The sequence below is a fragment of the Dictyoglomus sp. DH genome (assembly GCF_055181375.1).
The window spans coordinates 1,326,591-1,352,009 of sequence record NZ_CM143706.1; the positions used below are offsets into that span (position 1 = coordinate 1,326,591).

Annotated in this window: 21 protein-coding genes, 2 tRNA genes, 1 other RNA gene, 1 pseudogene and 1 other annotated feature (1 of these 26 cut by a window edge); all 25 genes and pseudogenes read right to left on the minus strand. The window is 30.4% G+C overall.

Features of this window, described 5'->3' with window-relative positions; all coding sequences use genetic code 11:
• Nucleotides 1-4 precede the first annotated feature (4 nt).
• Nucleotides 5-916 (minus strand): hypothetical protein, encoded by a 912-nt coding sequence (locus ACY3JJ_RS06565; protein ID WP_463091312.1) that lies wholly within the window; start codon nt 914-916, stop codon nt 5-7.
• Nucleotides 913-1,626: a purine nucleoside phosphorylase YfiH/LACC1 family protein gene (locus ACY3JJ_RS06570; protein WP_463091313.1), complete on the minus strand. Its 714-nt coding sequence runs from the start codon at nt 1,624-1,626 to the stop codon at nt 913-915. Before ACY3JJ_RS06570 ends, ACY3JJ_RS06565 begins: the two co-directional genes overlap by 4 nt.
• Nucleotides 1,623-3,320: a radical SAM protein gene (locus tag ACY3JJ_RS06575; RefSeq protein WP_463091314.1), complete on the minus strand. Its 1,698-nt coding sequence runs from the start codon at nt 3,318-3,320 to the stop codon at nt 1,623-1,625. The genes ACY3JJ_RS06570 and ACY3JJ_RS06575 overlap by 4 nt, the downstream gene beginning before the upstream one ends.
• Complete coding sequence (gene ftsZ, locus ACY3JJ_RS06580; protein ID WP_463081996.1) at nt 3,317-4,387, minus strand: cell division protein FtsZ; 1,071 nt, start codon at nt 4,385-4,387, stop codon at nt 3,317-3,319. Before ftsZ ends, ACY3JJ_RS06575 begins: the two co-directional genes overlap by 4 nt.
• Nucleotides 4,388-4,414: 27 nt before the next feature.
• Nucleotides 4,415-5,626: a cell division protein FtsA gene (gene ftsA / locus ACY3JJ_RS06585; RefSeq protein ID WP_463091315.1), complete on the minus strand. Its 1,212-nt coding sequence runs from the start codon at nt 5,624-5,626 to the stop codon at nt 4,415-4,417.
• Nucleotides 5,627-6,205, minus strand: coding sequence for a hypothetical protein (locus ACY3JJ_RS06590; protein ID WP_463091316.1), 579 nt, complete (start codon nt 6,203-6,205; stop codon nt 5,627-5,629).
• A 4-nt stretch (nt 6,206-6,209) separates the two neighbouring features.
• Nucleotides 6,210-7,094 (minus strand): UDP-N-acetylmuramate dehydrogenase, encoded by an 885-nt coding sequence (gene murB, locus ACY3JJ_RS06595; RefSeq protein ID WP_463091317.1) that lies wholly within the window; start codon nt 7,092-7,094, stop codon nt 6,210-6,212.
• Nucleotides 7,078-8,469, minus strand: coding sequence for a UDP-N-acetylmuramate--L-alanine ligase (murC, locus tag ACY3JJ_RS06600; protein ID WP_463091318.1), 1,392 nt, complete (start codon nt 8,467-8,469; stop codon nt 7,078-7,080). Before murC ends, murB begins: the two co-directional genes overlap by 17 nt.
• 2 nt (nt 8,470-8,471) lie before the next feature.
• Entirely contained in the window at nt 8,472-9,551 is a 1,080-nt protein-coding gene (locus ACY3JJ_RS06605; RefSeq protein WP_463091319.1) for a UDP-N-acetylglucosamine--N-acetylmuramyl-(pentapeptide) pyrophosphoryl-undecaprenol N-acetylglucosamine transferase, read from the minus strand.
• Nucleotides 9,548-10,633 carry an FtsW/RodA/SpoVE family cell cycle protein gene (locus ACY3JJ_RS06610; protein ID WP_463091320.1) on the minus strand — a complete coding sequence of 362 codons (1,086 nt, stop codon included), beginning with the start codon at nt 10,631-10,633 and terminating at the stop codon, nt 9,548-9,550. The genes ACY3JJ_RS06605 and ACY3JJ_RS06610 overlap by 4 nt, the downstream gene beginning before the upstream one ends.
• Nucleotides 10,620-11,990: a UDP-N-acetylmuramoyl-L-alanine--D-glutamate ligase gene (murD, locus tag ACY3JJ_RS06615; RefSeq protein WP_463091321.1), complete on the minus strand. Its 1,371-nt coding sequence runs from the start codon at nt 11,988-11,990 to the stop codon at nt 10,620-10,622. Before murD ends, ACY3JJ_RS06610 begins: the two co-directional genes overlap by 14 nt.
• A complete protein-coding gene (gene mraY, locus ACY3JJ_RS06620; protein ID WP_463091322.1) occupies nt 11,975-12,913 on the minus strand; it encodes a phospho-N-acetylmuramoyl-pentapeptide-transferase in 939 nt (312 codons plus the stop codon). Before mraY ends, murD begins: the two co-directional genes overlap by 16 nt.
• Complete coding sequence (locus tag ACY3JJ_RS06625) at nt 12,910-14,307, minus strand: UDP-N-acetylmuramoyl-tripeptide--D-alanyl-D-alanine ligase (protein ID WP_463091323.1); 1,398 nt, start codon at nt 14,305-14,307, stop codon at nt 12,910-12,912. The genes mraY and ACY3JJ_RS06625 overlap by 4 nt, the downstream gene beginning before the upstream one ends.
• Entirely contained in the window at nt 14,297-15,787 is a 1,491-nt protein-coding gene (locus ACY3JJ_RS06630; protein WP_463091324.1) for a UDP-N-acetylmuramoyl-L-alanyl-D-glutamate--2,6-diaminopimelate ligase, read from the minus strand. The genes ACY3JJ_RS06625 and ACY3JJ_RS06630 overlap by 11 nt, the downstream gene beginning before the upstream one ends.
• Complete coding sequence (locus ACY3JJ_RS06635; RefSeq protein WP_463091325.1) at nt 15,784-17,337, minus strand: peptidoglycan D,D-transpeptidase FtsI family protein; 1,554 nt, start codon at nt 17,335-17,337, stop codon at nt 15,784-15,786. Before ACY3JJ_RS06635 ends, ACY3JJ_RS06630 begins: the two co-directional genes overlap by 4 nt.
• A gap of 21 nt (nt 17,338-17,358) precedes the next feature.
• The gene (locus ACY3JJ_RS06640; RefSeq protein ID WP_463091326.1) at nt 17,359-17,664 is read right to left on the minus strand and encodes a hypothetical protein; all 306 of its coding nucleotides are present in this window, start codon (nt 17,662-17,664) and stop codon (nt 17,359-17,361) included.
• Nucleotides 17,661-18,554, minus strand: coding sequence for a 16S rRNA (cytosine(1402)-N(4))-methyltransferase RsmH (rsmH, locus tag ACY3JJ_RS06645; RefSeq protein ID WP_463091327.1), 894 nt, complete (start codon nt 18,552-18,554; stop codon nt 17,661-17,663). The genes ACY3JJ_RS06640 and rsmH overlap by 4 nt, the downstream gene beginning before the upstream one ends.
• On the minus strand, nt 18,542-18,982 hold the full coding sequence (gene mraZ / locus ACY3JJ_RS06650; RefSeq protein ID WP_463081982.1) for a division/cell wall cluster transcriptional repressor MraZ: 441 nt from the start codon (nt 18,980-18,982) through the stop codon (nt 18,542-18,544). Before mraZ ends, rsmH begins: the two co-directional genes overlap by 13 nt.
• Before the next feature lie 170 nt (nt 18,983-19,152).
• Nucleotides 19,153-19,521: RNase P RNA component class A (gene rnpB, locus ACY3JJ_RS06655), an RNA gene on the minus strand.
• A gap of 315 nt (nt 19,522-19,836) precedes the next feature.
• Nucleotides 19,837-20,553, minus strand: a complete 717-nt coding sequence (locus tag ACY3JJ_RS06660) for a zinc ribbon domain-containing protein (RefSeq protein WP_463091328.1) — start codon at nt 20,551-20,553, stop codon at nt 19,837-19,839.
• A gap of 53 nt (nt 20,554-20,606) precedes the next feature.
• Nucleotides 20,607-21,110, minus strand: coding sequence for a hypothetical protein (locus ACY3JJ_RS06665; protein WP_463092595.1), 504 nt, complete (start codon nt 21,108-21,110; stop codon nt 20,607-20,609).
• A 67-nt stretch (nt 21,111-21,177) separates the two neighbouring features.
• A pseudogene (locus ACY3JJ_RS06670) lies at nt 21,178-22,464 on the minus strand (glycoside hydrolase family 127 protein); the annotation flags it as partial.
• Between the two features lie 622 nt (nt 22,465-23,086).
• Nucleotides 23,087-23,162: transfer RNA gene (locus tag ACY3JJ_RS06675), tRNA-Val, on the minus strand.
• Between the two features lie 628 nt (nt 23,163-23,790).
• Nucleotides 23,791-23,865 (minus strand) — tRNA-Ile (locus tag ACY3JJ_RS06680).
• Between the two features lie 106 nt (nt 23,866-23,971).
• Entirely contained in the window at nt 23,972-25,324 is a 1,353-nt protein-coding gene (locus ACY3JJ_RS06685) for a TrpB-like pyridoxal phosphate-dependent enzyme (protein ID WP_463091329.1), read from the minus strand.
• 43 nt (nt 25,325-25,367) lie between these two features.
• Nucleotides 25,368-25,419 (minus strand) — a binding site (T-box leader) (it continues 185 nt past the right edge of the window).

Consider the following 25,419-nt stretch of genomic DNA (forward strand, 5'->3'; position numbering starts at 1 on the left):
GAGATTAATATATCTTTAGAATTTTTCCCTTAATAATCCTTTCCTTTAATATTATATTGTTAAATTCTAAAGGTAAAGTAGTTAATTTGTAAAAATTTTTTAAAAATTCAACTTTTAAGACTCTTGTTCTAATTAGATTTTTGGAAGGAAAATTTGTATCGATTATTACATATCTACCAGATTCTACCAAGCTTTTAGAAAAAAGTATTAAAGATTTAGGTGGTAACTCCCTTATCACACATAAAGGATCCCCCTTTTTTACTCTTTTTCCAGAAAAAGAAGTATATTTTACATTATTGAGTTGTGAAAGTGATACCTCATTAAGATTTTTGTCTATTAAATTATCAATAAAAAAAGAAATATATCCAGATTTAATTGCAAAAATATAATTTTCTTCCTGAATCCTCTTTATCTCCTTCCGAATATTTTCTTCTAAAACCTTTATAATGTTAAAAATTTTTAATCTTTCTTCAGATACACTTTTAAGATATATAATATCTTTATCTATTTCTTTGAAATCATTATTAAAAACTTTAATCCTGATTTCATCAATTTTCAAATTAATTTTATCGCCCAGTTTATTTATTTCTTCAAGTAGATCTATGTATCTTTTATCGTATAAAATATTCTGTTCTTTCCTTTTATTAACTGTATCCATATAACCAATTATTTGTCCTACTCTAACTTTCTCCATATCATCTATACTTGTTCTAAAGACTCCATCAACTGGAGCTCTTATAAGACTCTCATCAAATTCAAAATATCCAATTATAGGAGGGATTCTATTAGACAGTAAAACATAAATGAGAAAAACTATGAAAATTATAAAAATAATAAAAAATAATAAAACTCTTCTAAAAAGTCTTTTTCTATTCTTTCTTAATCTATAAAAACCTTCTTTATAAAAAGGATTCATTTTAAAAATATATAGGCAATATTTCTTTTGGATGTTTTATTTCTCCTATAGGAGTAATAAGCATTGTTGCAATAAGTACATATATCAGATATATCAACATTTTCTTTTGGTATTTTCTCTTCTTCGAGTTGTTGCAAAAGAAGGGCTATAAGATCATATTTTACCTTTTCTTTTTCATATATAAGGTATTTTCTATATTCCTTAGGCAACTGAGAAATAAAATCTTCCTTAACCTCAAAACAGCAAGAATGAATGCTTGGACCAACACCTATAAATATATCCTCAGAAGAGATATTATATCTATTCTTTAATTCGTATATTAATTTTTGGGGAAGTTTTTTAATTGTTCCTCTCCATCCAGAATGTGCCAAACCAATCAATCTAATTTTAGGTATATAGACAAAAATTGGAATGCAATCTGCAAAAAACATAATAAGGGGATGTCTTCTTTCTTGGGTTAGTATAATATCAGTTTTATTTGCAATTTTTGGAAAAAAAGATACATTGCTAATTTTTGATACATATATATTATCTCCATGTACTTGTTCTGCTACAACCCATCTATTTGGAAATATCTTAATCAAAGAAAGAAACCTTATATATGAAGGGATATGCTTAAGGGAGAAATAAAAAGGAAAAGAATATGGATCTGATACGAATCCATGGGATATTTCGTGAAATTTATTCAAAAGTTTGGATTGCCAAATCATATACACACCCCACAAGTCTTACAATAATTGTTACATGGCAAAGTAATAACTCCTTGATATGCCTTCTCCCTTTCTCTCCACAAATATTCTCTTTTAACTCCTGTATCTATAAAACTCCAAGGAAAAATTTCATCCTTTTCTTTTTCTTCTAAGTAATACTCTTTTAATAGATTATCTTTTACAAGTTTCTTTAAAATTCTTAAACTATGAGGATCTTTTATATATTCTTTAAAAAATTCTTTCAATCTTCTATCTCCTCTACTTAAAACTCCTTGCCAAAAAACCCAAATGATATTTTCATCTTCCATTTTTGCATTATCCATTTTCCTAAGATTTTTTAATAGATAAGATCTAACTCTTTCAATATATTCAAGATCTGCCATTTTTTCCCATTGGAAAGGTGTATGGGGTTTAGGAATAAAGGTAGAAACACTTACACTTATCTCCATTTTTTTAACAATTCTTCTGATATTCATTATTAAATCCAAAATCCCTTCAATATCTTCCCAAGTTTCATTAGGTAATCCAATCATAAAATATAATTTTAAAGTTTTTATCCCATAATCCTTAATTTTCCCACTAAAATTTAGGATATCATCATTAGTAAACTTTTTATTCAATACTTTTCTAAGCCTATCAGTACCTGCCTCTGGAGCTATAGTAATAGTTTTTTGATTAGTAATTTTTATAAGATCTAATATGTCTTCTGTAATATCTTCTAGTCTAAGAGATGAGAAAGATATAAGTATTTCACCTCTCACTACATAATCCTTAACATTTATCAAGCTTAAAGAGGGATCTATGGCAGGAACAATAAATCCTAATTTAGGTATATCCTCTTTATAAAACCAATTAACCTTTTCATATATTCTCTCTAGGGAAGAAACCCTATAGGGTCTATAGAAATAACCAGCCAAACAAAATCTACATTGATATTTACACCCTCTAACCAATTCACATAATGCCATATCAGAAAATACACCCTTGTTAGATGTTATAGGTGAAACCATGGGGTTATTGGAAAAATTTGAATAAATTCTTCTTCTTACTGGTAATTTTTGATCTCCCCATATTTTCTCTATTTTTTTACCGTTATATGTGAATTTGATAAATTTAGGTATATAAAAACCCTCATAATCTTTTACAGTATTTAAAAACTTTTCTTTTGTCCAACCGTTTTTTTTCTTTAATATTAAAGCTTCCGATAATTCTGAAACCATGTCTTCTCCTTCACCTATTAGTATTAGATCGAAAATCTCAGATATTGCCTCTGGATTGGAACTTAAAGCAATTCCCCCTCCAATTATTAGAGGATAACTGTCATCCCTTTCGTAACTATAAAGGGGGATTTTTTCCAAGTTTAAAATATAAATTATATTAAAAAAATCCAGTTCAAAACTAACAGAAAAAAGCAAAACATCGAAGTCTCTTAATTCTCTAAATCCTTCAATTGAATAAACTCTAAAATCTTTTCTCTTTTTCCAATCTATAGGAATATACGCTCTTTCACATAAAATTCCTTGTTGCTCATTAAAAATATGATATAAACCTATATATCCTAAATTATTTATGGATACATTATATGTGCTAGGGTATATAAATAATAATTTTACATCTCCACCCTTTTTACTTAACTTAAATCCTTTCTCACTGTTTAATACATCTAATATTTCTTTCTTTAGTTTCCAGTTCAAGAGTATCTCTTTCTCCGTAAGATAGCAGGAATATCTAAATCATCTTCTGATATGTTAGTATAATCCTTCTTACTAGAACTTTCTTCTATTTCCTCACCTTGATGATCAAAACCTGTGGCTATCAATGTAACTTTTATACTATCCTTCATATTCTCATCAATTACAGCACCAAACTTAATATTAGCTTCTGGATCAACCTTAGGAGTAATAACTTCTGCAATTTCTTCTACTTCATGTAAGGATAAATCTAAGCCCCCTGTTACATTAAATATAACTCCTTTAGCTCCATTAATAGAGAAGTCTAAAAGAGGACTCTGTAAGGCATTCTGAGCTGCTTCTTTTGCTCTATTTTCACCTTTTCCTACTCCTATACCCATGTAAGCTGTACCAGCCTTTGACATTATAGATTGTATATCAGCAAAATCTAAGTTTATCAATCCAGGAACAGTAATCAATTCTGTAATTCCTTGAACAGCTTGTTTTAAAACCTCATCGGCTTTCTTAAAAGCCTCAACTAAAGGCAATCTACTATCACCAAGTTTTAAAAGTTTATCATTAGGTATTATTAAAAGAGTATCAACTTTATCCTTAAGTTTCTCTATTCCCTCCATAGCATTAACTCTTCTTTTTCTTCCTTCAAAAGTAAAAGGTAATGTGACCACAGCTACCACAAGTTTTGCAATTTCTTTTGCTATTTCAGCTATAACTGGAGAAGCTCCTGTTCCAGTACCTCCTCCCATTCCTGCAGTTATAAAGATCATATCTGCATCATCTAAGATATCTTTCAAAATCTCTTTACTTTCTATAGCTGCTTTTTCCCCAATCTTAGGATCTCCACCAGCACCAAGACCTTGAGTCACTTGCTCCCCTATTTGGATTTTATGAGGAGCTTTATTAAGATCAAGTACTTGAATATCGGTATTAACTGCAATAAACTCAACGCCATGAATTCCAGCTTCAATCATCCTATTAATAGCATTACCACCACCACCCCCAACACCAATAACCTTAATTTTTGCCCTTATCTCTCCATTATCTAAGCTGTCTGTAAATCTTGATAAAGTCAATTTCTAACACCACCTTCCCCTAATTCTTTACTCTTTAAAAGGTCTAAATATATTGTTAAATGTTTCTTTTAAATAGTCAAGAAGTTTTTTGTTTTTGTCTTCAAAAGAAATAGTCTTCAAAAAACTCTCTAAAGCCCCTACTGCAGAAGAGTAAAATACAGCATCTTTTTCTCCTAGAAAACTTCTCATTTGAGTAGGGGCACTTATTCTGACCGGTACTTTTAAATAATTACTTGCAAATTCATCTATGCCATCTAAGAGAGCAGTACCACCTGTAAGCACGATACCTCCTGGAATAATTTCTAAGGGAGAATTTAGTTCTTCTAGTTTTTTTTGTATAAATTCTAAAATCTCTTCTACGCGAGGTTGTATGATCTCTCTAACTTGAGACTTTGATACTCTAATTTTTCTTTCTTGTAATGATGTAACTTCTAACGTTTCTTCTTCTTCATCTTTTAAAGTTCCTAATATTTTTTTAACCTTTTCTGCTTCTTCGGTAGAAATTCTTAGCGTAATAGCCAAATCTCTTGTAATTCTTTCCCCACCTAATTTTAATATACCAATACTATAAAGACAACCTTCTCTATAAATAGCAAGATTAGTTAAATCTCCTCCAATATCTACCATTACTACTCCTAATTTTTTTTCTTCTTGAGTAAGCACTGCTTCTGCTGCTGCTATCTCTTGAGGAACAAATCCTTCAATATTCACTTCTGCTTTTTCCAAAGTATTGATAATATTTCTAAGTTGAATTTTATCATGAGTTACTAATAACAAATCAGATTCTAAGCGAGTACCTATCATGCCTACTGGATTTACAATTCCATCTTGGCCATCTAATCTAAATCCCCTAACTACATGATATATAATTTCCCTATCCGGAGGAATAGAGGTTGCTTTTGCTGCATCAATCGCCCTTTCAACATCCTTTTCCGTAACTTCTTGTTCTCTGCTTTTTACTATAATCATGCCTCTGCTTGGAATAGCTGTTACTTTTTCTCCACTAATTGCTGCATATAATCTTGATATGTTCTTTATTCCTGCAATTCTTATAGCTTTATTTAATGCATCTTTTATACTATTACTTGCCTCTTGAATATCAACTATAACTCCATATTTTATTCCCTTAGAAGGTGAAATAGCAAAACCGATTATTTCAATGTTTTTTTCTAAAACATTTCCTACCACAACCGCTATTTTTGTAGAACCTAAATCTATAGCCCCAACAGTATCGGCCATCTATATTCCTCCAATAAAAGGAATCCTAAACCTGAAATCTAAACTTTTGTTTTCTATACCCATCTTCTTGACAATTTCTTTAAATGTTTCAATTTTCTCTTTAAAGTTATCATTAGAAAATTTTAATAAAAAATTATTTCCATAAATCTCAAAATAATTTTTATAAAAAACTATTTTTTTTATATTTAGATCTTTAAAGGATTCTAATATTGTTCTAATAAGTTGAATATTCTTTGTACCTTCTATCTTTATTGTACCATCAAAAGATTTAAATTTCTTCATCTCTTTAAGTTTTTGATTATAAAAAAATTTTATACTGTCATAGTCTACCTCAAGAAGAGTCACCTCAGGTTCCCAATTAATCTTTACACCCCAAGGAAGGTAATTTATATCTTTTATTATTATTTCATGCTTTTTCTCAATTAGGTCGATTTTTCTATTTAAAAAAAGAATATTATTAAATTTAAAAATTTGACAAATATCCTCTTTAATTTTCGTATCACCATCATTTGTTATTACATATAAGATCCACGTAGACGAAAAGATTATTATTAAAATTAAGACAAGAAATTTTCTCATAATTTTACCAAACCCTAATCTCAGGTTCTAACTCTATACCATACTCCTTGTTCACTTCTTCCTTAATTAAACTTATCAAAGAAATAACATCCTTATATTTAGCGTGGCCTAAATTAATAATCACATTAGCGTGTTCATAAGATACCATAGCATCTCCAATTCTTTTTCCTTTTAAACCAAGTCTTTCTATAAAAACTCCTGCTGGCCCTTGAGGGGGATTTTTAAAAACACTTCCTGCAGAGGGATACTTAGGTAACCTTTTACTTCTTTCTTTTAAGTATTTTTTAGCTTGTTCTATAGAAATATCTTTATCTTTTTTTTCAAATCTTATCAATACAGATTTAACAATATACTCTTTTGGAATATTAGAATTCCTATAAGAGAAATGTAAATCCTTTTTATCTATATATTTTACACTTAAAGAATTATCTATTACATATAATCCTTCTATATAATCTCCAATAGCCTTTTTCCACGCTCCTGCATTTCCTATTACAGCCCCACCAATGGTTCCTGGAATTCCCATTAAAAATTCTAATCCACCTAATTCGTTTTGCCATCCAAAATACAACAATTCTGAAATCAAACATCCACTCTCAGCCTCAACTATTAAAGAATCTACTCTTTTAACATTACCAAGGTTTTTACTTATTTTTATCACTGCTCCTCTTATACCCTCATCAGAAATCAGTACATTAGTTCCCGCTCCTAAAATCTTTGTAGGTATTTCTTTTTCTTTAAGAATAGACAATATATAAATAAGTTCATCCCATGAATAAGGAATAATAAATAAATCTGCTTTTCCACCTATTTTAAAAGATGTATAAGGAGCCAGATCATGTTGTAAATATATTTTACTTTTAAGTTTCTCATTATTGATGATATTCAACCTTAATTTCACTCCTTAGTTTAGCAAGCAGTGCTTCACCAACTTTCCAGACATTTCCTGCTCCTATTGTCAGTAGTATATCTCCATCTCTTAATACATCTATAGCAGTAGAAGCTGCATCAGCTAAATTTTCCACATAGTATATATTAAAATCTGGTCTTATTCTTTTGATTTCTTCATATATTTTTTTCGCCGAAACCCCTAATATAGGTCTTTCACCAGCAGAATAAATCTCTGTTAAGATAACCACATCAGCTAAGGTTAAAGATTCTGCTAGATCTTTATAAAGATAGTAAGTGCGTGTATATCTATGAGGTTGAAAAACTACTACTAATCTTCTGTTATAAAGCTTAAGAGTTGATAAAGTTGCTTTTATTTCTGTAGGATGATGTCCATAATCATCAAAAATTAAAACATTATTTTCTAATATACCTTTAAGCTGTAATCTTCTTTGTACACCATTAAATTTTTCTAATGCTTTAATTGTTAGATCTATATCTAATCCAAGTATTTTAGCAGTAGCTAATGCAGAAAGAGAATTTAGTACATTATGTTTACCTGGTATTTTTAATTTAACCTTACCTATTTCCTCTCCCCTGAAATAGGCCACATATTCAGATCCATATGGTGTAAGATTTATAATATTAACAGTGAAATCTGCATTATCAAAGCCATATGTATAAAATTCTTTATTAATATAGGGTATGATAGACTTTATATTATCGCATTCAGAACATAATAAAACTTTTCCATTTTGGGGTATCTTATCTATTGTTTTAAGAAATGTTTCTTTTATCTTATCTAAGTCTTTATAATAATCTAAATGATCATTATCAATATTGGTAACTACAAGAATAAATGGAAAAAGTCTTAAAATAGAGCCATCACTTTCATCTCCTTCTGCTACCAAAAAATCTCCATTACCAAGTTTTGCATTCCCACCTATATCTTCTACCTCCCCACCCACAATAATTGTAGGATCTACCTTGTTATTATCAAGAACAAGCCCAATTAAAGAAGTAGTTGTTGTTTTTCCATGACTCCCACTGACAATAATAGACTTTTTTTCTTTTGTCAGTTCTCCCAAAAGTTCGCTGCGATGTAATATAGGGATATTTTTTTCCTTTGCAGCCAAATACTCCTCATTTTCTGGAGGAATAGCTGAAGAAACTATAACCACATCCACACCTTTAAGATTTTCTCTATGATGTCCATTGTATATTTTTACACCCTTTGCTTTTAATCTTATTGTAGAAATATTTTCTTGTATATCAGAGCCTGATACTTCATAACCTTTTTCTACAAAAATGTATGCAAGAGCACTCATACCTGTACCAGCAATACCAATAAAATGAATCCTCTTATAATTAAACAAATTTAGTTCCTCCCTTCTAATGTCTCTAAAATCAAATTCCAAAAATATTCTCTACCATAAGGATTAGAAATTGAGATGCAAACAGCAGAAGCTTCTAATAACCTATTATCATCCCAATTCATAATATGTTTAAAAAGTAGATCAGGATTAAGATCCTTTTCAAAAATTATCTCTCCCCCTCCCCTCTTAACTACAAATTCTGCATTATATACTTGGTGATTATCTTTCGCATATGGATAAGGAATATATATGGCAGGTAAACCTGCTACCAAAAACTGAGAAATGGTTGTAGCACCAGCCCTACTTATAGCAAGGTCTGATGCCCTTATTGCAATCTCCATATTTTTTATGAAAGGAACAGGATTATATCCTCTGTTAACCCATTCTTCAAGAGGGATATCTTTCACAAATTCCACATAATTTTTTTCACCTATTTGATGAAGTACCTGCCAACCATTCTCTAAAAGCTGAGGAATAATCTCTTTTACTACCATATTTATCATCCTTGCCCCCTGACTTCCTCCAGTAATCAGAAGAAGTTTTCTATCTGTTTGAAACCCTAATTCTTTTTTACAATTCTCTTTATCTAAAGTCAATAATTCAGTTTTTATAAAATTACCAGTTACAAAAATTTTTGATCTATCTCCCAAATATTTTTTTGTATCAGAAAAAGTAACTGCTACACCTGTCGAAAAGGGGGTAAACAATTTAGTTACTCTCCCTGGAATAACATTTTGCTCATGAAGCCAAAAAGGATATCTTCTAATTATAGCAGAGATCAAAACTGGAACTGTAATATAGCTTCCGAATACTATTAAAAGATCAGGTTTTATTTCATTTAAAATATGTATACTCTTTTTCACCGAGAATAAAAACTTTGTAGATTTTAATTCTGTACTTTTGTTAAGCGGAAGACCATAAAATTGATATTTTCCAACTATAAGTCTTTCTTCCAAACTATTTTCTCTTCCTATAAAGACAATTTTCCAATGGGGTGCTTTACTAATAATAAAATCGGCCATATTAATGGCTGGTATCACATGTCCACCTGTTCCTCCAGCAGCAAAAACTAAACTAATCATTTTATATCACCTATACTTCCCAGTTTCATTAATAATCCTACTTGAGCCCAATTAACTACTAGAGCAGAACCCCCAAAGCTTAAAAAAGGTAATGGTAAACCCATAACAGGTAAAAAACCTATAGTCATTAATATATTTAAAATAATCTCAATACCCCAAAAAACTAATATTCCCATACTTAATAACCCACTAAAAAGATCTTTTTTCGAAATATTTAAAGATAAATAAAATATAGTTAAAATCAACAAAACATAAATAAAAATAATAAAAGTACCAGCTATTAATCCTCCCTCCTCAAAGATTACTGGCAACAAGAAATCATTATATGCTTCTGGAATATAAAATTTCAAGATACCTCTACCCCAACCCTTTCCAAATAATCCTCCATCTTTTATTGCATTTAAAGCTTGACTTTGCTGATAAGTTGAAAAAAGGGGGAAAAATGATCCACTCATAACTATTCTCTGCTTTCTATAGTCTCCAGTTAATATTGAGATACCAATAAAAAGGATCAAGATTAAAGCCAAAAGCGTGGTTTGTTTATAATCCATATTAGAAATAAAGAGGATTATAAAGGTTGAAAGAGAAAACAATATTAGCATACTTACATTAGGTTGAAGATATAGAAGAAAAGCTATTAAAAACAAAAAAACCATTATCCATATTAACCTTATGTTTTCTAATTTTTTATCCTTATTTAAAGATAAAAATTTAGCAAGAAAAATAATCCAATTAAACCTCATTATCTCAATTGGTTGAATCTGTATAGGCCCTATTTCAATCCAACGTGCAACGTTTCTTGAGACTTTCCCAAAAGGTGGTATAAAAACTAATATTAATCCTAAAAAACCTAATATTAAGAGAGGAAAAGAAAACTTTTTCCAAAAATTTATTGGAATTATAGATACAAAAAATGCAATTCCAATACTTAAAGGTAAATAAATCAATTGGTGCTTATAAAAATAAGAAGGGTTATTGAGCGAAATACTTGCCCACTTCCAGCTCGCTGTATGAATTACCGGAAGCCCAATAAGGGAAAGTAGCAATGATAAAATAAATATCATTCTATCATATCTTTTCATTTTTTAATCTCTCAACTATCTTATTAAAAGCTTTACCTCGCTCTTTATAATTCTCAAACATGTCAAAACTTGCACAAGCAGGAGAAAGTAATATTACATCACCAAAATCCGATAAATAATAAGCCTTTTTAACAGCCTCCTCTAATGTATCTGCTTCCTCATATGATATATCATAAGATCTGGCTAAATCTCTCATTATATTTTTAGTCTCTCCAATAAGAACTACATGCTTTACATTGCCATTTTGTTTTATATTTTCAAAAAGTTCAGTAAAATCAAAATTTTTATTTCTTCCACCCAATATTAATACGATACTTGCATTAATACTTTTTATAGCTGATATGGTTGAAATTGGATTAGTAGCCTTTGAATCATTAATAAATAATCTTCCATTTACGGTATCTACTTTTTCCAAAGCAAAAGGTATTCCCTTAAATTTATTTCCCACATCTTCAATAACTTTTTCATCTATACCAAGAATTAATCCTACTAAAGATGCAGCCATAAAATTCTTTAGTAAAATACTATTCCATAACCCATTAGGAGAGGGATTTATAAAACCATTTTTGTTCTCTGTATAATAAATAAGTTTATTTTTATCGAAATATATGCCGTACTCTTTAATTGGGTTTTCACTAAAGTATAGTTTATTTACGGGGTACTTTTTGGCTACTTCCCTTATAATATCTTGATCATAATTTAAAATAGCAAAATCTTCTTTTTTTTGATTCATAAAAATTCTTTCTTTTGCCTCTATATATTCATTCATACTACCATATCTATCTAAATGATCGGGATAAATATTTGTAAAAACCGATATGTAGGGTCTGAAACTCTCAATATCTTCTAACTGAAAACTGCTTACTTCTAATACAAAATAACCTTTATCAAGATTTTTTACAACACTTATAAATGGTAAACCTATATTACCAGCCACCAAATTATCTATCTTTGCTCCATTTAAGATCTCCCCTATTAAAGTAGTAGTTGTTGATTTACCCTTGGTTCCAGTCACAGCAATAATAGGCACCTTTGCAAACCAATAAGCAAGTTCTATTTCTCCAATAATTTTTAAGTTTCTTTTTATAGCTTCTTGATAAATAGGATTTGTTTTCGGGATACCAGGACTTAACACTAATAAATCAATATCTTGTAAAAGTTCTACCGGATGATCTCCAAAGAAGAAATCTATATCTTTTTCCTTAAGCAAAGGGATCACATCTTTAAAACTATCTTCTTTTTTATAATCATTTACAATTACATCTATGCCTTCATTTTTTAAAAATTCTGCAATCTTCAAACCACTTATACCAAGCCCTAAAACTAAAGCTTTTTTAAAAATTAAATTAACATCCATAAAATAATTCCTCCTACAATCATAATGATATGAATTATATTAAATCTTGCCACTATCTTTGTTTCTTTCCATCCTTTTAACTCAAAGTGATGATGGAGAGGACTCATCAAAAAGATTCTTTTCTTTTTCCATTTATAAAAGAATACTTGAATAAAGACGGACAAAGATTCTATTAAAAAAATACCTCCTAAAAAGATCATTAAAAATTCTACCTTTTTTGTTACAGCTAAGGCAGAAATTGCTCCTCCTAAGGAAAAAGCACCCACATCTCCCATAAATATTTCAGCAGGATGCATATTGTACCAAAGAAAGGCTAAGATTGATGCTATAATAACACCTATATATATGTTTATTTGTAAGGAAGTATAAGAAAATTTATAAATTAAAAGGGTTAAAAAAGTAATTAAAGTAGTCCCACCTGCTAGTCCGTCAAGACCATCAGTCAAATTAACTGCATTAGGTACTGCGATAAAGAGGCAAAAAAATAATATAAAGTAAATAATTCTTGAGTTAAATAGAGTGTATGAGCCCCAACTTAGCTTATAATCTGGAGTAGAAAATAAACCATAAGAAAAAAACATTATCAAGGTTAAAGCAAAAGATAGAAATATTTTTTTAAGAGGTCTTATTCCATAATCTTTATTTTTGAGTAGTTTTAAATCATCTATAAGTCCTAATAATCCGAAAAGTATGGTGGATAAAGAGATAAAAAAGGTCTCTTTTATAAACAAAAAGGGTAATGAAATAATTATAAAAATTAATCCCCCCATTATAGGAGTTCCTGATTTAGAAAAATGAGATGAAGGTCCTTCTTTTCTAATATATTTACCTATTTGTTTATTTTTTTGAAGTTTAATCCAGTAATTTAAAAAAAACCATGAAAATATGAAAGAAACAATACTGAAAAATAATAGTTCTCTCATATTTCCTCCTCAATGAACTTAATGAAATTTTCCATTTTCATAGCCCTTGAACCTTTAATTAAAATAATGTCATAAGGTCTCAAAATTTCTCTTAAAAAACTCTTTATCTCTTTTTCATCTTTCGTATGAAAAATTTTAGAATCAAAAATATTTTTTAATTCAGCTTTCATATCATCAATAGCCTTACTAAACTCTTCGCCATAAAATAATAAATAATAAAAATCCTTATCTATAGCATGTTTTATCACTTCTTTATGTGCAGAATTGCTATATTCCCCAAGTTCTAACATATCCCCTAATAATAGGACTTTCCTACCAGATGAAGGCAATATATCTAAGTACTCAATAGCTGTTTTAACAGAATCAGGATTTGCATTATATGTATCATCAATAACTTTAATCCCTTTATATGTAATTTTAGTGGTCAACCTCTGTTTGGGTAATGACAAATCATAATTAATAGAAGAAAAATTATTTACAGATTCGGGAGAAAATATCCATAATACTCCAAAAGCAGAAAGGACATTTCTATATATGTTTAATGGATATAAATGTAGTAAGATCTCAATCTCAGATTCATCTGGAAAACCTATAGACATTCTTACTTTATCATCTAATTTATCTAAAATCTTCCCTCTTATGTTACTATCCTCATTAAATCCAAAGGTGTATTTATTTAATTTTAAGTTTTCAAAAATCCGTATACTTAAGTCATCATCCCTATTCAAAATCGCATAACCTTGATCATTAATATAATCAAAAATCTCAGCTTTTGCCTCCATAATCGCTTCTCTGGAACCTAAAATTCCAATATGAGCCCAACCTATATTAGTTATGACTCCTACATCAGGTTCTGCAATTTTACTTAATTCTCTAATCTGTCCTTTACCTCTCATAGCCATTTCTAAAACTAAGAAATTCGTATCTATTTCCGTTTCTAATATAGTTAGTGGAACTCCAATTTCATTATTATAATTTTCTCTACTTATATTAACTTTTCCTATCTTACTTAACAATTCACCAATTAAATTTTTAGTAGTAGTCTTACCGCTACTACCTGTAACTCCAATAACCTTTGCCTTAATCTTTTTCCTATAATAATTTGCTAAATCTTGTAAGGCTATAAGAGTATCTTTTACCTTTATAATAATTACTTCTTCTGCTGGAATTTCCAAATCTCTACTAAAGATGAAGCCTTTTGCACCTTTTCTTATTGCCTCGCTTATAAAATTATGTCCATCAAATTTCTCTCCTTTTAATGGTATAAATAGATCTTCAGGTTTAATCGTTCTCGAATCTATAGAGATACTATTTACTACGTCTTTTAAATTCCCTTTAATTAGGAATCCCTTTGTAGCTTTTAGTATTTCTTCTACAGTAAGATTAATCTTCATACCCTAATAAGCGCTCCTTTATATATTTTCTTGCTATTTCTTGATCACTAAATGGATATTTCTGAGTTCCTATAATCTGATAGTTTTCATGTCCCTTACCTGCAATTAGCACAGTATCGTTTTCTTTTGCCATTTCTATGGCTTTTTTTATTGCTTCTTCTCTATTTTCTATAATCTCATAATTTCTAAAACCAACTCTTTTGACTCCTGCCTCTATGTCCCTAATGATTTTTAAAGGATCCTCAGTTCTTGGATTATCCGAAGTTATTATCACATAATCAGATAATTTAGCAGATATTTCACCCATTTTATCTCTCTTTGTAGGATCTCTATCTCCACCACATCCAAATACCACAATTATCCTCCCTTTAGTAAACTCCTTAATTGTCTCAAGAACATTCAGTAATCCATCTGGTGTATGAGCATAATCAACAATCACATCAAAATTTTGTCCCTCTTCTATAAACTCTAATCTTCCCTTTACCCCTTTAAAAGTAGCTAAATATTTACCAATATCATCTAAGTTTTCACCGCTTGCCATTAATAAACCTACAGCAAAAAGAAGATTATAAATATTAAATTTTCCTCTTAACTTGGTAGATAATTCTATTTGACCTATAGGAGTAATAGCTTCTATGAACATTCCTTTTTTATCTACAAAAAATTTTTTAAGGACTATATCAGCTTTCTCATCATATAGAGACACCCAATAAATTTTTTTGTGTTTTAGATTTATTTTTCCTGTCCATTCATTATCTTTATTTATAATTCCAAAGCCATCCTGCTCTAAATAATCAAAGATTTTCATCTTTGAATTAAAATACTCTTCCATAGTTTTATGAAAATCTAAGTGATCTTGAGTTAGGTTGGTAAATATAACACCTTTGAATTCTAATCCTTCAATTCTCTTAAGAGCTAAAGCATGAGATGATACTTCCATAGAAACATATTCTATTTTTTTATCTACCATCTTCCTTAGAAGTTCCTGTAGTTCATGAGGCTGTGGGGTTGTAAAATTGGAAGAATAGATCTCATCATCTATTCTATAATCTATAGTACCTATAAGACCTGATTTTTTACCTTTTGATTTCCAATAATGGTAGATTAAATTCGCAGTAGTAGTCTTTCCATTAGTACCCGTAACTCCAAATATCTTTAAATGTTTATTTGGAAAATCATAAAAAGAAGAAGAAAAAATCCCAAGAACTTTGAATATATCATTTACTTTAATATAAGTTATACCATCTTTTATTGCATAATTTAAATCACCATTGTAAAAGATTACTTTAGCACCATTTGATATTGCATGATCAATATATTTTTTCCCATCATCTTTAGTTCCAGGCAAAGCAAAAAATACATAATCACTTTTAACCTTTCTTGAATCTACACTAATACCCTCTATATATAGAGAAGTACTTCCCATAATATCAATTATTTCTTCTTTAAAATAACCTAATATATTCTGCAAATTTTTCAATTTATTAACCTCCCATATATAGAGAGTTTTTTAACAATCTCACCAAATATAGGTACTACTGTTTCTCTTGCAAACCTACCTTTCTTTGGCTTATCTAACATAACAAGAATACAATATTTTTTATCATCTAAAAAGAGGAAACCTAAGAAAAAGTGATTATAATAAGATGTATATCCAAATTTACCGGAAACTTGAGCAGTTCCTGTTTTTCCAGCTATTTTATAATTTAAATCAGCTAGGATATTTGCAGTTCCTCTTTTTACTACCTGAAACATATAATTTAATGTCTGGAAAGATGTATCTTTAGAAAAAACTTGTCTGTATATTTCTGATTTAGACGTATATATAGTTTTACCATTATTTTCTATCTTTTTGATTAGTTTAGGTTTTACTAAAAACCCATCATTTCCTACAAAACTAAGAGTCCATAACATTTTCAAAGGTGTCATACCAATACCATGCCCAAAACCTAACGTACCATGCACAACAATACTACTTTTAACATCAGGTAAAATTGTATCTCCAGAAAAGATCTTCACATCTAATGGTATATCAGAATCTAACCCTAAGAGTTTAAAATATTTTTCCCAGATAGATGCAGGTATTTTTTTTGCTAAATAATAAAAATATATATTACAGGATCTAACTAAAGCATCTTCTATATTTACTAATCCATGATGCTCTGTACATCTTACTTTATAACCGTCAATTATTTCTTCTCCTTTACAATAAACAGAAAAATTTACATCTACCAATTTTTCTTCTAAGACAATAGCAGTTGTAACTACTTTAAAGAGAGATCCAGGTTCTAAAACAGTACTTAAAAGATTTCTAAATCTATTATTCTGTTCTATTATTTCATCAAGATTTCCACTTAAATCAATTTCAGGAAGAGTAGTTAGGGCAATAATTTCTCCTGTATTTAAATCCATAATTCCACCAAAAGCACCATCTGCATTATACTCTTTCATGTATTCTCTTAAATACATAGTCAAAAGCTCTTGAAGATTTTTATCTATAGTAAGACTAATACTATATCCATTTCTTAAATAAGAATCAAAATATGCCTCTAATCCCGATAGTCCTTGGTTATCAACTCCGACAAAACCAATAAGATTTGAAATTCCTATTCCCATAGGATAAGCCCTATAATGTTCATCTATTAAAATAATCTTTTTATTATCAACATATTTTTCTATTCTTTTGACATCTTCATCAGAGAGCATTCTTTTAATCCAAACAAATTCATATGGAAGATCTATCTTTTTGTAAAGTTCATCTGAAGAAAGTTTAAGATTATTGGAAAGTATGGATATTATTTTTTTTCTCTCTTTACTCTCAATGCCTTTAGGATTAATAGCTAAAGATTTCCTTTTTACATTAAATACAATCTCTTCCCCATTCCTATCTAATATAATCCCCCTATCTTTTGTCCTTGTTTGAGGGTAAGATATACCCCCTCCTAACTGGAGTATAATGATAAATATTTCAATAAAAAAAATTGTTATAATCCAAAAAGTTAAGAATATTCGTGCTCTTATAATATTCATAAACAATTTATATTACCATATTTATTGTTCTAAAGAAGCTGCATAATACTTCTCCCTTATTACCTCTGCCACTCTACCATTATAAACTTTTATTTCTACCACATTTTTAGGATAAGTTAAACCTAATTTTTGAGCCTTAGTTTCTATATTTTTAATACTTAAAGATGATTGAATCTTTGTTTCCAAGTATACTTTTTCTTTTTCTAAGTTATCTATTTCTCTGTTTATTTTTGCCATTTCACTTTTAAGAGCTGAAACTTTTACATTTAAAAAAACTGTACTTAAAAACACTAAAAAAAACAATATAATTACTAAAAATTGTTTCAACTTTCCACCCTCCTTTCCCCCACTCTCAACTTTGCACTTCTTGCCCTTTTATTATTTTCAATCTCCTCTTTTGAAGGTACTACTGGCTTTTTAGTAATAATTTCAAATTTATCTCTGTTGTTCTTTAAAAAATTTTTTACAATTCTATCTTCCAAGGAATGGTAGGTTATAACTACAATTCTTCCTTGTGGATTAAGAATATGAGGTGTAATTTCTAAGGACCTTTCTAAAAGATCTAATTCTCTATTTACAGCTATTCTCAATGCTTGAAATATACGGGTTGCAGGATGCCTTTTATAATTTTGGATATTTTTCCCTATAACTTCTAACAAATCTCCCACATATTTTAAGGGTTTTATTTTTCTTCTTTCTACTATTTTCCTTGCTATTTTGTAGGCATTGGGTTCCTCACCATATTTGTAAAAAATTTCTACAAGTTCCTCTTCAGAAAAATTATTCAAAATATATTCAGCTGTTAAAGAGTCATCTTTAGAAAATCTCATATCCAAAGGTTCCTCAGGCCTTTGAAAGGAAAAACCTCTCTTGCTTTTCTCTATATGATATGATGAGAAACCAAGATCAAATAAGATACCATCAACTTTAGCTATACTTAGCTTTTCTAAAACTTCTGGAATTCTATCAAACGTTGTATTAAAAAGTACAAAATTATCTCCATAAATTTTCAACCTATTTTTAGCTATTTCTAAACTTTCTATGTCTCTATCTATACCTATCAGTAACCCTGATCTATTTAATTCTCTCAATATGGCACTACTATGTCCTCCAAGTCCACAGGTAGCATCAATGTAGATTTTTCCAGGTGTTACCTTAAGGTAATATAAAACTTTATCTAGCATAACTGGCTTATGTATAATTTCTATCTCTTCCATAAGTCCTTTATCTTTTCATTTATTTCGTTCATATTATTAATCAAATCTTCTTCTTTATTAATTTCTTTCCACTTTTCCTCTGCCCAAATCTCTATATGTCTACCAGCCCCTACAATCACCACATCTCTATTTAGTTGGGCATATTCGATAAGAAAAGAGGGAATAAGAATCCTGCCCAACTTATCTGTTGTAACTTGTACAGAGCCTGAAAACCAAAACCTACATAATCTTCTTATATAATCATCCGTAGGAGAAAAACTACTTATTATCTCTGAGAAATTATTCCAATCCACAATAGTATAAATGTTTAAACATTTTTCAAAGCCTCTTGTTATATAAAAAGTATCTCCTAATACTTGTCTAAAAACTGTAGGTATAACTATCCTCCCTTTCTCATCTAAAGAATAATGATATTCCCCACAAAACAATTTAATATCCCCCACAAGATTTCCACTTTTTACCACCTTTTTACACAATTATACAATGTAATCCTTAACAAATAGAAATAAGAGTTAAATATGATGTAATAAGGGTTTATTAAAACTGGTTAAATTAATGCCTAACTTTTGTTCAAGTTTTGTTTAATAAACACTAAGAGGGAAGAAGCAGACCATAAGCCGAATTCTGTTCCCCTTTTTAGGGGCGGCAACCATCTATCTAGGGTAAGGATTACTCCTTACCTCAAGCGGCCAACCCGAGGGTCAGCGGGCCACCTCAACCCCTCCTATTTGGCCTTGCACCGGGTGGGGTTTGTCAAGCCAGGAAGGTCACCCTTCCTGCTGGTGAGCTCTTACCTCACCTTTTCACCCTTACCCATATAAGAATTTTCATTAACCTTATATGGGCGGTCTGTTTTCTGTGACACTATCCTTCAGGTTACCCTGACTGGGTATTACCCAGCACCCTGCCCTGTGGTGTTCGGACTTTCCTCGGAATCTTTCGATTCCGCGGTTGCCTGATCTACTTCTTCCCCCTCATACAACTTAGTCCAAGGTACAACTTCAAAACCTCTAAGTCCTTCTTTCCTAACTATTTTCCAGTAAGGAACTTTATATGTTACTTTCCTTTCGTATCCGCATTCACAGTATAAAGTCTTTTCTTCTATTCCATCCTCAATAGTTGTCGGAGCTTTGATTAATTTGTAATGTACATTCAAAACTTTACCACAATTAGGACATCGAGGAGTTGTTAAATATTTAATAACTCTATCACCTATATACAATATCAAGATTGCAAAAAGTAATAATAATATTAATTCCATAAATTTCCTACCTTAATAATATTATTCCAACCATAAAATTCTACCACAATTCGGACAATTTACAATATCACCTTTTTTAACCTTTTCTAAAACAGCTTTAGGTATCGAAAGTCTGCAGCCTTCACATATTTCTTTATTTATAACTCTGGCAATTGCTCTACTATTTTTAGATTTTAATAAATTGTCAAACTCAATCAAATCTTGCTCAGGTATCTTAGACCTTTTTTCAGAAATATTATCAGATAAGTTCCTTATCTCATCTTTAACTAAATTTATCTCATTCTCTAATATTTTCTTCTTGTTTTCAAACTCTTCTCTCATTTTTTGTAATTCTAAACTTACATGTTTTTTCCTTAAATCTATTTCTTCTGACTGAATCATTAAATTTAATATTTCATCTTCAAGATTATTAATTTGTTTCTTTAGATTTTCAATTTCCTTTTCAACATGCATCACCTCTTTAGGATTTTTTAAAGTTAAGCTTCTTTTTTCCTCCTGAGATAGTTTTTCCCTATATATTACAACCTTATCTTCCTTTTCCTTTTGCTGATCTCTAATTAACTTAAAATCATCATTGATCTTTCTTAACTCTTCCTCTTTGTCATTAATCAACTTAAGATTTTCATTGAGATAGTTTTCAAATTCTAATTCCAAATTTTTAAGCCTTTTTTCATAATCTCTTAGTTGTAATATTAATTCTTGGATTTCTAGTAAACTTGGTATTATTTCTCTTCTCATACTTTCTCCCTAAAATTTTTTTATTTATATAAAGTATATCATTTTATTATAATCTATCCTTTTCTTATCCAAACTGTCATAGGACCTTTTTCTCTATTTGCCCATGCATAATACGGTATGGCTATAAATTCTACCTCTTTTTTGCTTTTTTCTACTCCTTCCATCGGTAAATATAAATTGCTCTCCCAAACTCTGCTGTTTACAATCTTTCCTTTGCCTTTTATCGTAACTATCCCTCCAAGAATCTCTGATAGCTCTGCTTCTAAATTATACTCAGAAATTTCCATGTATCTTGGATCACCCCATGAATTGTCAACCTGCTCCATACAGTAAACTATTGGTCCCCTCTTTATCGCTACTTTCCCTATATTGTCTTTTACCTTTGGATGACTCTCTATTATTTCTATCTCCATGGGTAATCTTAAATTTATTTTGTCCCCTTCTTTCCATTGATTCTCTATCTCTATATATCCATTTCTTATTTCCTTTGTATTTAAATGATTTCCATTTATTTTTATCGTGTAGCCTTTTGCCCAGCTCGGTATCCTTAAAAAGATTTTGTATTCTCATTCTTTTTTTTATTTCAAATTCTATATTCCCTTCCCACGGATAATTAGTCTTTTCTATGAGCCTTACCTCCTTATCTCTCCATGGAATTTGGGCTTCATTCTCTCCATATAAATGAACCCATATTCCTTCTTCTGATGTAGTATAAAAATATCCCGGTATTGATGCTATTAATCTTGCTATGTTTGGTGGACAACAGGCACATGCAAACCATGGCTTTCTTCTGTGTTCTCCAATGTCTTCTAATGGGTTTACATAAAAGTATTCTTTACCATTTAGAGATATTCCTGATAGTAATCCATTGTATAATGTTTGTTCCATTATATCTGCAAATCTTCCTTCTCCTTTTGCAAGTAGCATCCTAAAATTCCACATGAAACTTCCTATTGCTGCACATGTCTCTGCATATGCTGTATCATTTGGTAGTTCGTACTCTTCTCCAAAGGCTTCTCCTTCATGTCTCGCTCCTGCACCTCCTGTAATATACATCTTCTTTTCTGTAAAATTTTTCCATAATCTTTCTAACGCTTCCATTAGCTCTTTTTCTCCTGTCTCTAAATAGAGATCTGTAGCCCCACAGTTTAGATATAAGGCTCTTACTGCATGCCCCACAATTTCAATGAGTTCTCTGAATGATTTGTGGTCTATGTGATATTTTTCTCCGCCTATTAGTCCTTTTCCTCTTTCATCTATAAAGAATTTTGCAAGATTTAAGTATCTTTTGTCGCCTGTTTCTCTGTAAAGTTCTACAAGTGCCATCTCTATTTCAGGATGTCCACATGTGCCTTCTTTTTTGCCCGGCCCAAATACAGCATCTATATGGTCTGCAAATCTTCTTGCAATGTTTAACAAAGTGTCTTTTCCCGTTGTTCTGTGATGTGCAATTCCTGCTTGTATTAAATGTCCAGCACAATATAGCTCATGCATATCTTTTAAGTTTGTCCATCTGTCCTTTTTTCTTTCAAAGGTAAAGTAGGTATCTAAATATCCATCTTCATCTTGGGCCTCTGCTACTTCCTCTATGGTTTGATCTAATATCTTTTCTAAATTTTCATCTCTTCCATAAGATGCAAAGGAAAATGATACTGCTTCTTGCCATTTATATACATCTGTATCATTAAAGAAAAAGCCATAATAATCCCCTTTCACTTTTCCCACTGCTCTTCTAAAGTTGTACAATCTTTGTGTCTCTTCTAATAGTCTATATTGCTCTGGTAAGGTAACATCGTGTAGTATTATTATTCTTTTCCCCCAAAAACCAAATACCTTTACAGAGGATATAGGTATTGTCTTTAATTTCGCATATGGACTCTTTGTAGTATCAATTACAAAACTTCTATTCATCTTTTCGCCCACCTTATATTATTAATATATTAATATATTGGAAAATTTTATTAGTTTTCTCTTTAATTATTTTACGTTTTTCCAAAGTCCTGTCAAAAAGAGGATTAAAAAACTTCAAGTAACCTTTCTATGATCTCACTAAAAGAACTCTTTTTTTCTAAGAAAAGCTTAGCTATTCCATATATATGATTTAAAATCACATGTCCTCATCTATATCTGATATTTTAGTATGAGTTAACTTTGAAACTTTTATTTTTAGATATTTTTTCTATGTTCACAATCGTTACTGCTCTTATAAAAGAAGTAATGGGTCTTCTTAATTAAGAACAGCTTTGATTTTATCTAATAAATCTCTCAATTCAAATTGTTTTACCTATAGAAAAATATGTTTTCGCTTTAATAGCCATTATCTCTATCACTATTTTCTTTATTTATTTCAGGCACATTTTTTTCAAATCTTTAAGTTTATTTTTAACTCTTTGTAGAAATTATAATTCCTACACTTCCATTACCCATGAAACCAACAAATACGGTATTTTTTAACTTCTTTCTACTCATTCTAATATATAAAAAATTAAGAATAGAAAATATGGATCAGATTTGGGTCAATATTAATTAAAAATGGTGGGCGGAGCAGGATTTGAACCTACGACCTCCTGCGTGTGAAGCAGGCGCTCTAACCACTGAGCTATCCGCCCAAGCTTGCTAATGATAAAGTAATACAAAAAGAAATTTTTGTCAATAACTATGAAGAGACCTTCGGTAAATTCTAAAATACAGTATTAAAATCCACAAATGTCCTATCATTTTTCTCATTCTCCCATATATCCCAAATAATATAAGATTATTTATAACATGTAATGAAAGTTTTTTTAAGATGTCCCACAAAGTCACTCAAATACATACTTTTCTACAACCAAATCCAGTCCCATCAACTATTAACCCTTTCTATCTTACTTCTTTTCTTTGAAAAAATATTTTCCCAACTTTCTTAGTTAACTCATGTAAAATCTCCTTTACAACTTTTTGAAACTTATAATGATATATTCTAAGACCTCGCTTATGTGAAAATTTATATAAAGTTTAAAATAGCCAAAGATAAAATGATAAACATATCGCCATGGAATTAAGGTTTGACTACCTTTTTAGAGGTTAAAATTGGGTTTTCCTTTAAAACTCTTTTACTAATTAAAGTATTTTACAAAAAGAATATTTTGATCTTCTTCTCTCCTTTCATCCATTAACTAAAATCAAATAGGTTAAATTAAAAAATTCATATAGACTTTAAGGAGTTATAAGGATTTATGATGAAAGTTATATAAAAAATGGTGGGCCCGCCAGGATTCGAACCTAGAACCAACCGGTTATGAGCCGGCTGCTCTGCCGTTGAGCTACGGGCCCAACTTTCAACGTAAATTATATTATATTCTTTTACAAATTTCAAGAGCTTAAGTGTGATTTAAAAAGTAAAGGGGAGAAATCTTAAATTCTCCCCTCTTCAAATAGCTTAAATCTTAGGTAGATCCTTAAGTGCTTCTTCAACCTTTTCCTTAGGATAAGAATAATCTTCCAGTCTACCTGTTAAATATTGATCATAGGCAGAAAGATCAAAGAAACCGTGACCACTAAGGTTAAATAATATTACTCTTCTTTCTCCTTTTTCCTTGGCATCCAAAGCCTCATCAATAGCTGCTCTTATAGCATGGCAAGATTCTGGTGCTGGTACAATACCCTCCGTCCTTGCAAAAAGAATTCCTGCTTCAAATACTTTTGTTTGAGGATACGCTACAGCCTCAATATATCCATTATGATAAAGAGCACTTACCAAAGGTGCCATTCCATGATAACGTAAACCTCCTGCATGAATAGAAGGAGGGATAAAATTATGGCCAAGTGTATACATCTTTAAAAGGGGGGTCATTTTAGCCACATCACCAAAATCATATGTATATATACCTTTTGTAAGACTTGGGCAAGATTCGGGTTCTACAGCAATAATTCTAATCTTTTTACCCTTAAGTTTTTCTCTTACAAAAGGAAAAGAAAGACCTGCAAAATTACTTCCCCCACCCACACATCCTATAACCACATCAGGAAATTCTTCTGCCATTTCCATCTGCATCAAAGCTTCTTCTCCAATTATGGTCTGATGTAAAAGTACATGGTTAAGTACACTACCAAGGGAGTATTTTGTATCATCTCTCTTAACTGCATCTTCTACTGCTTCACTAATAGCGATACCTAATGAACCAGGAGAATCTGGATCTTTCTCCAAAATCCTTCTTCCAGCTTCTGTATCTTGACTTGGGCTTGGTACAACCTTTGCACCCCATATTTCCATTAAGGATCTTCTATAAGGTTTCTGATAATAACTTACTTTAACCATATATACCTTACATTCTAACTTAAAGAAATTGCATGCCATAGATAAAGCAGAGCCCCATTGGCCTGCTCCAGTCTCTGTAGATAATCTTTTTACACCTTCCAGTTTATTGTAGAAAGCTTGAGCTACTGCAGTATTTGGTTTATGGCTTCCTGGAGGACTACCCCCTTCATATTTATAATATATATGTGCTGGTGTATCTAAATATTTTTCCAAATTTACAGCTCTATACAAAGGTGTGGGTCTCCAAAGCTTATAAATATTTAACACTTCTTCAGGAATAGGAATATACCTTTCTTGACTCACTTCTTGTTTAATTAACTCCAAGGGGAAAATAGGTGCAAGATCTTCAGGCTTAACAGGCTGTAATGTTGCAGGATGAATTACAGGGGGTAGCGGAAAAGGAAGATCAGGTATAATGTTGTACCAATCCTTAGGAAGCTTTGATTCTTCTAAAATATACTTATACTGACTCATACATTAAAAACCTCCCCTAATAAAAATTAAAGCCTTCTCATCCACAAAGGACGAGAAGGCTTGGTCTCGTGGTACCACCTTAATTGAGGTAGATA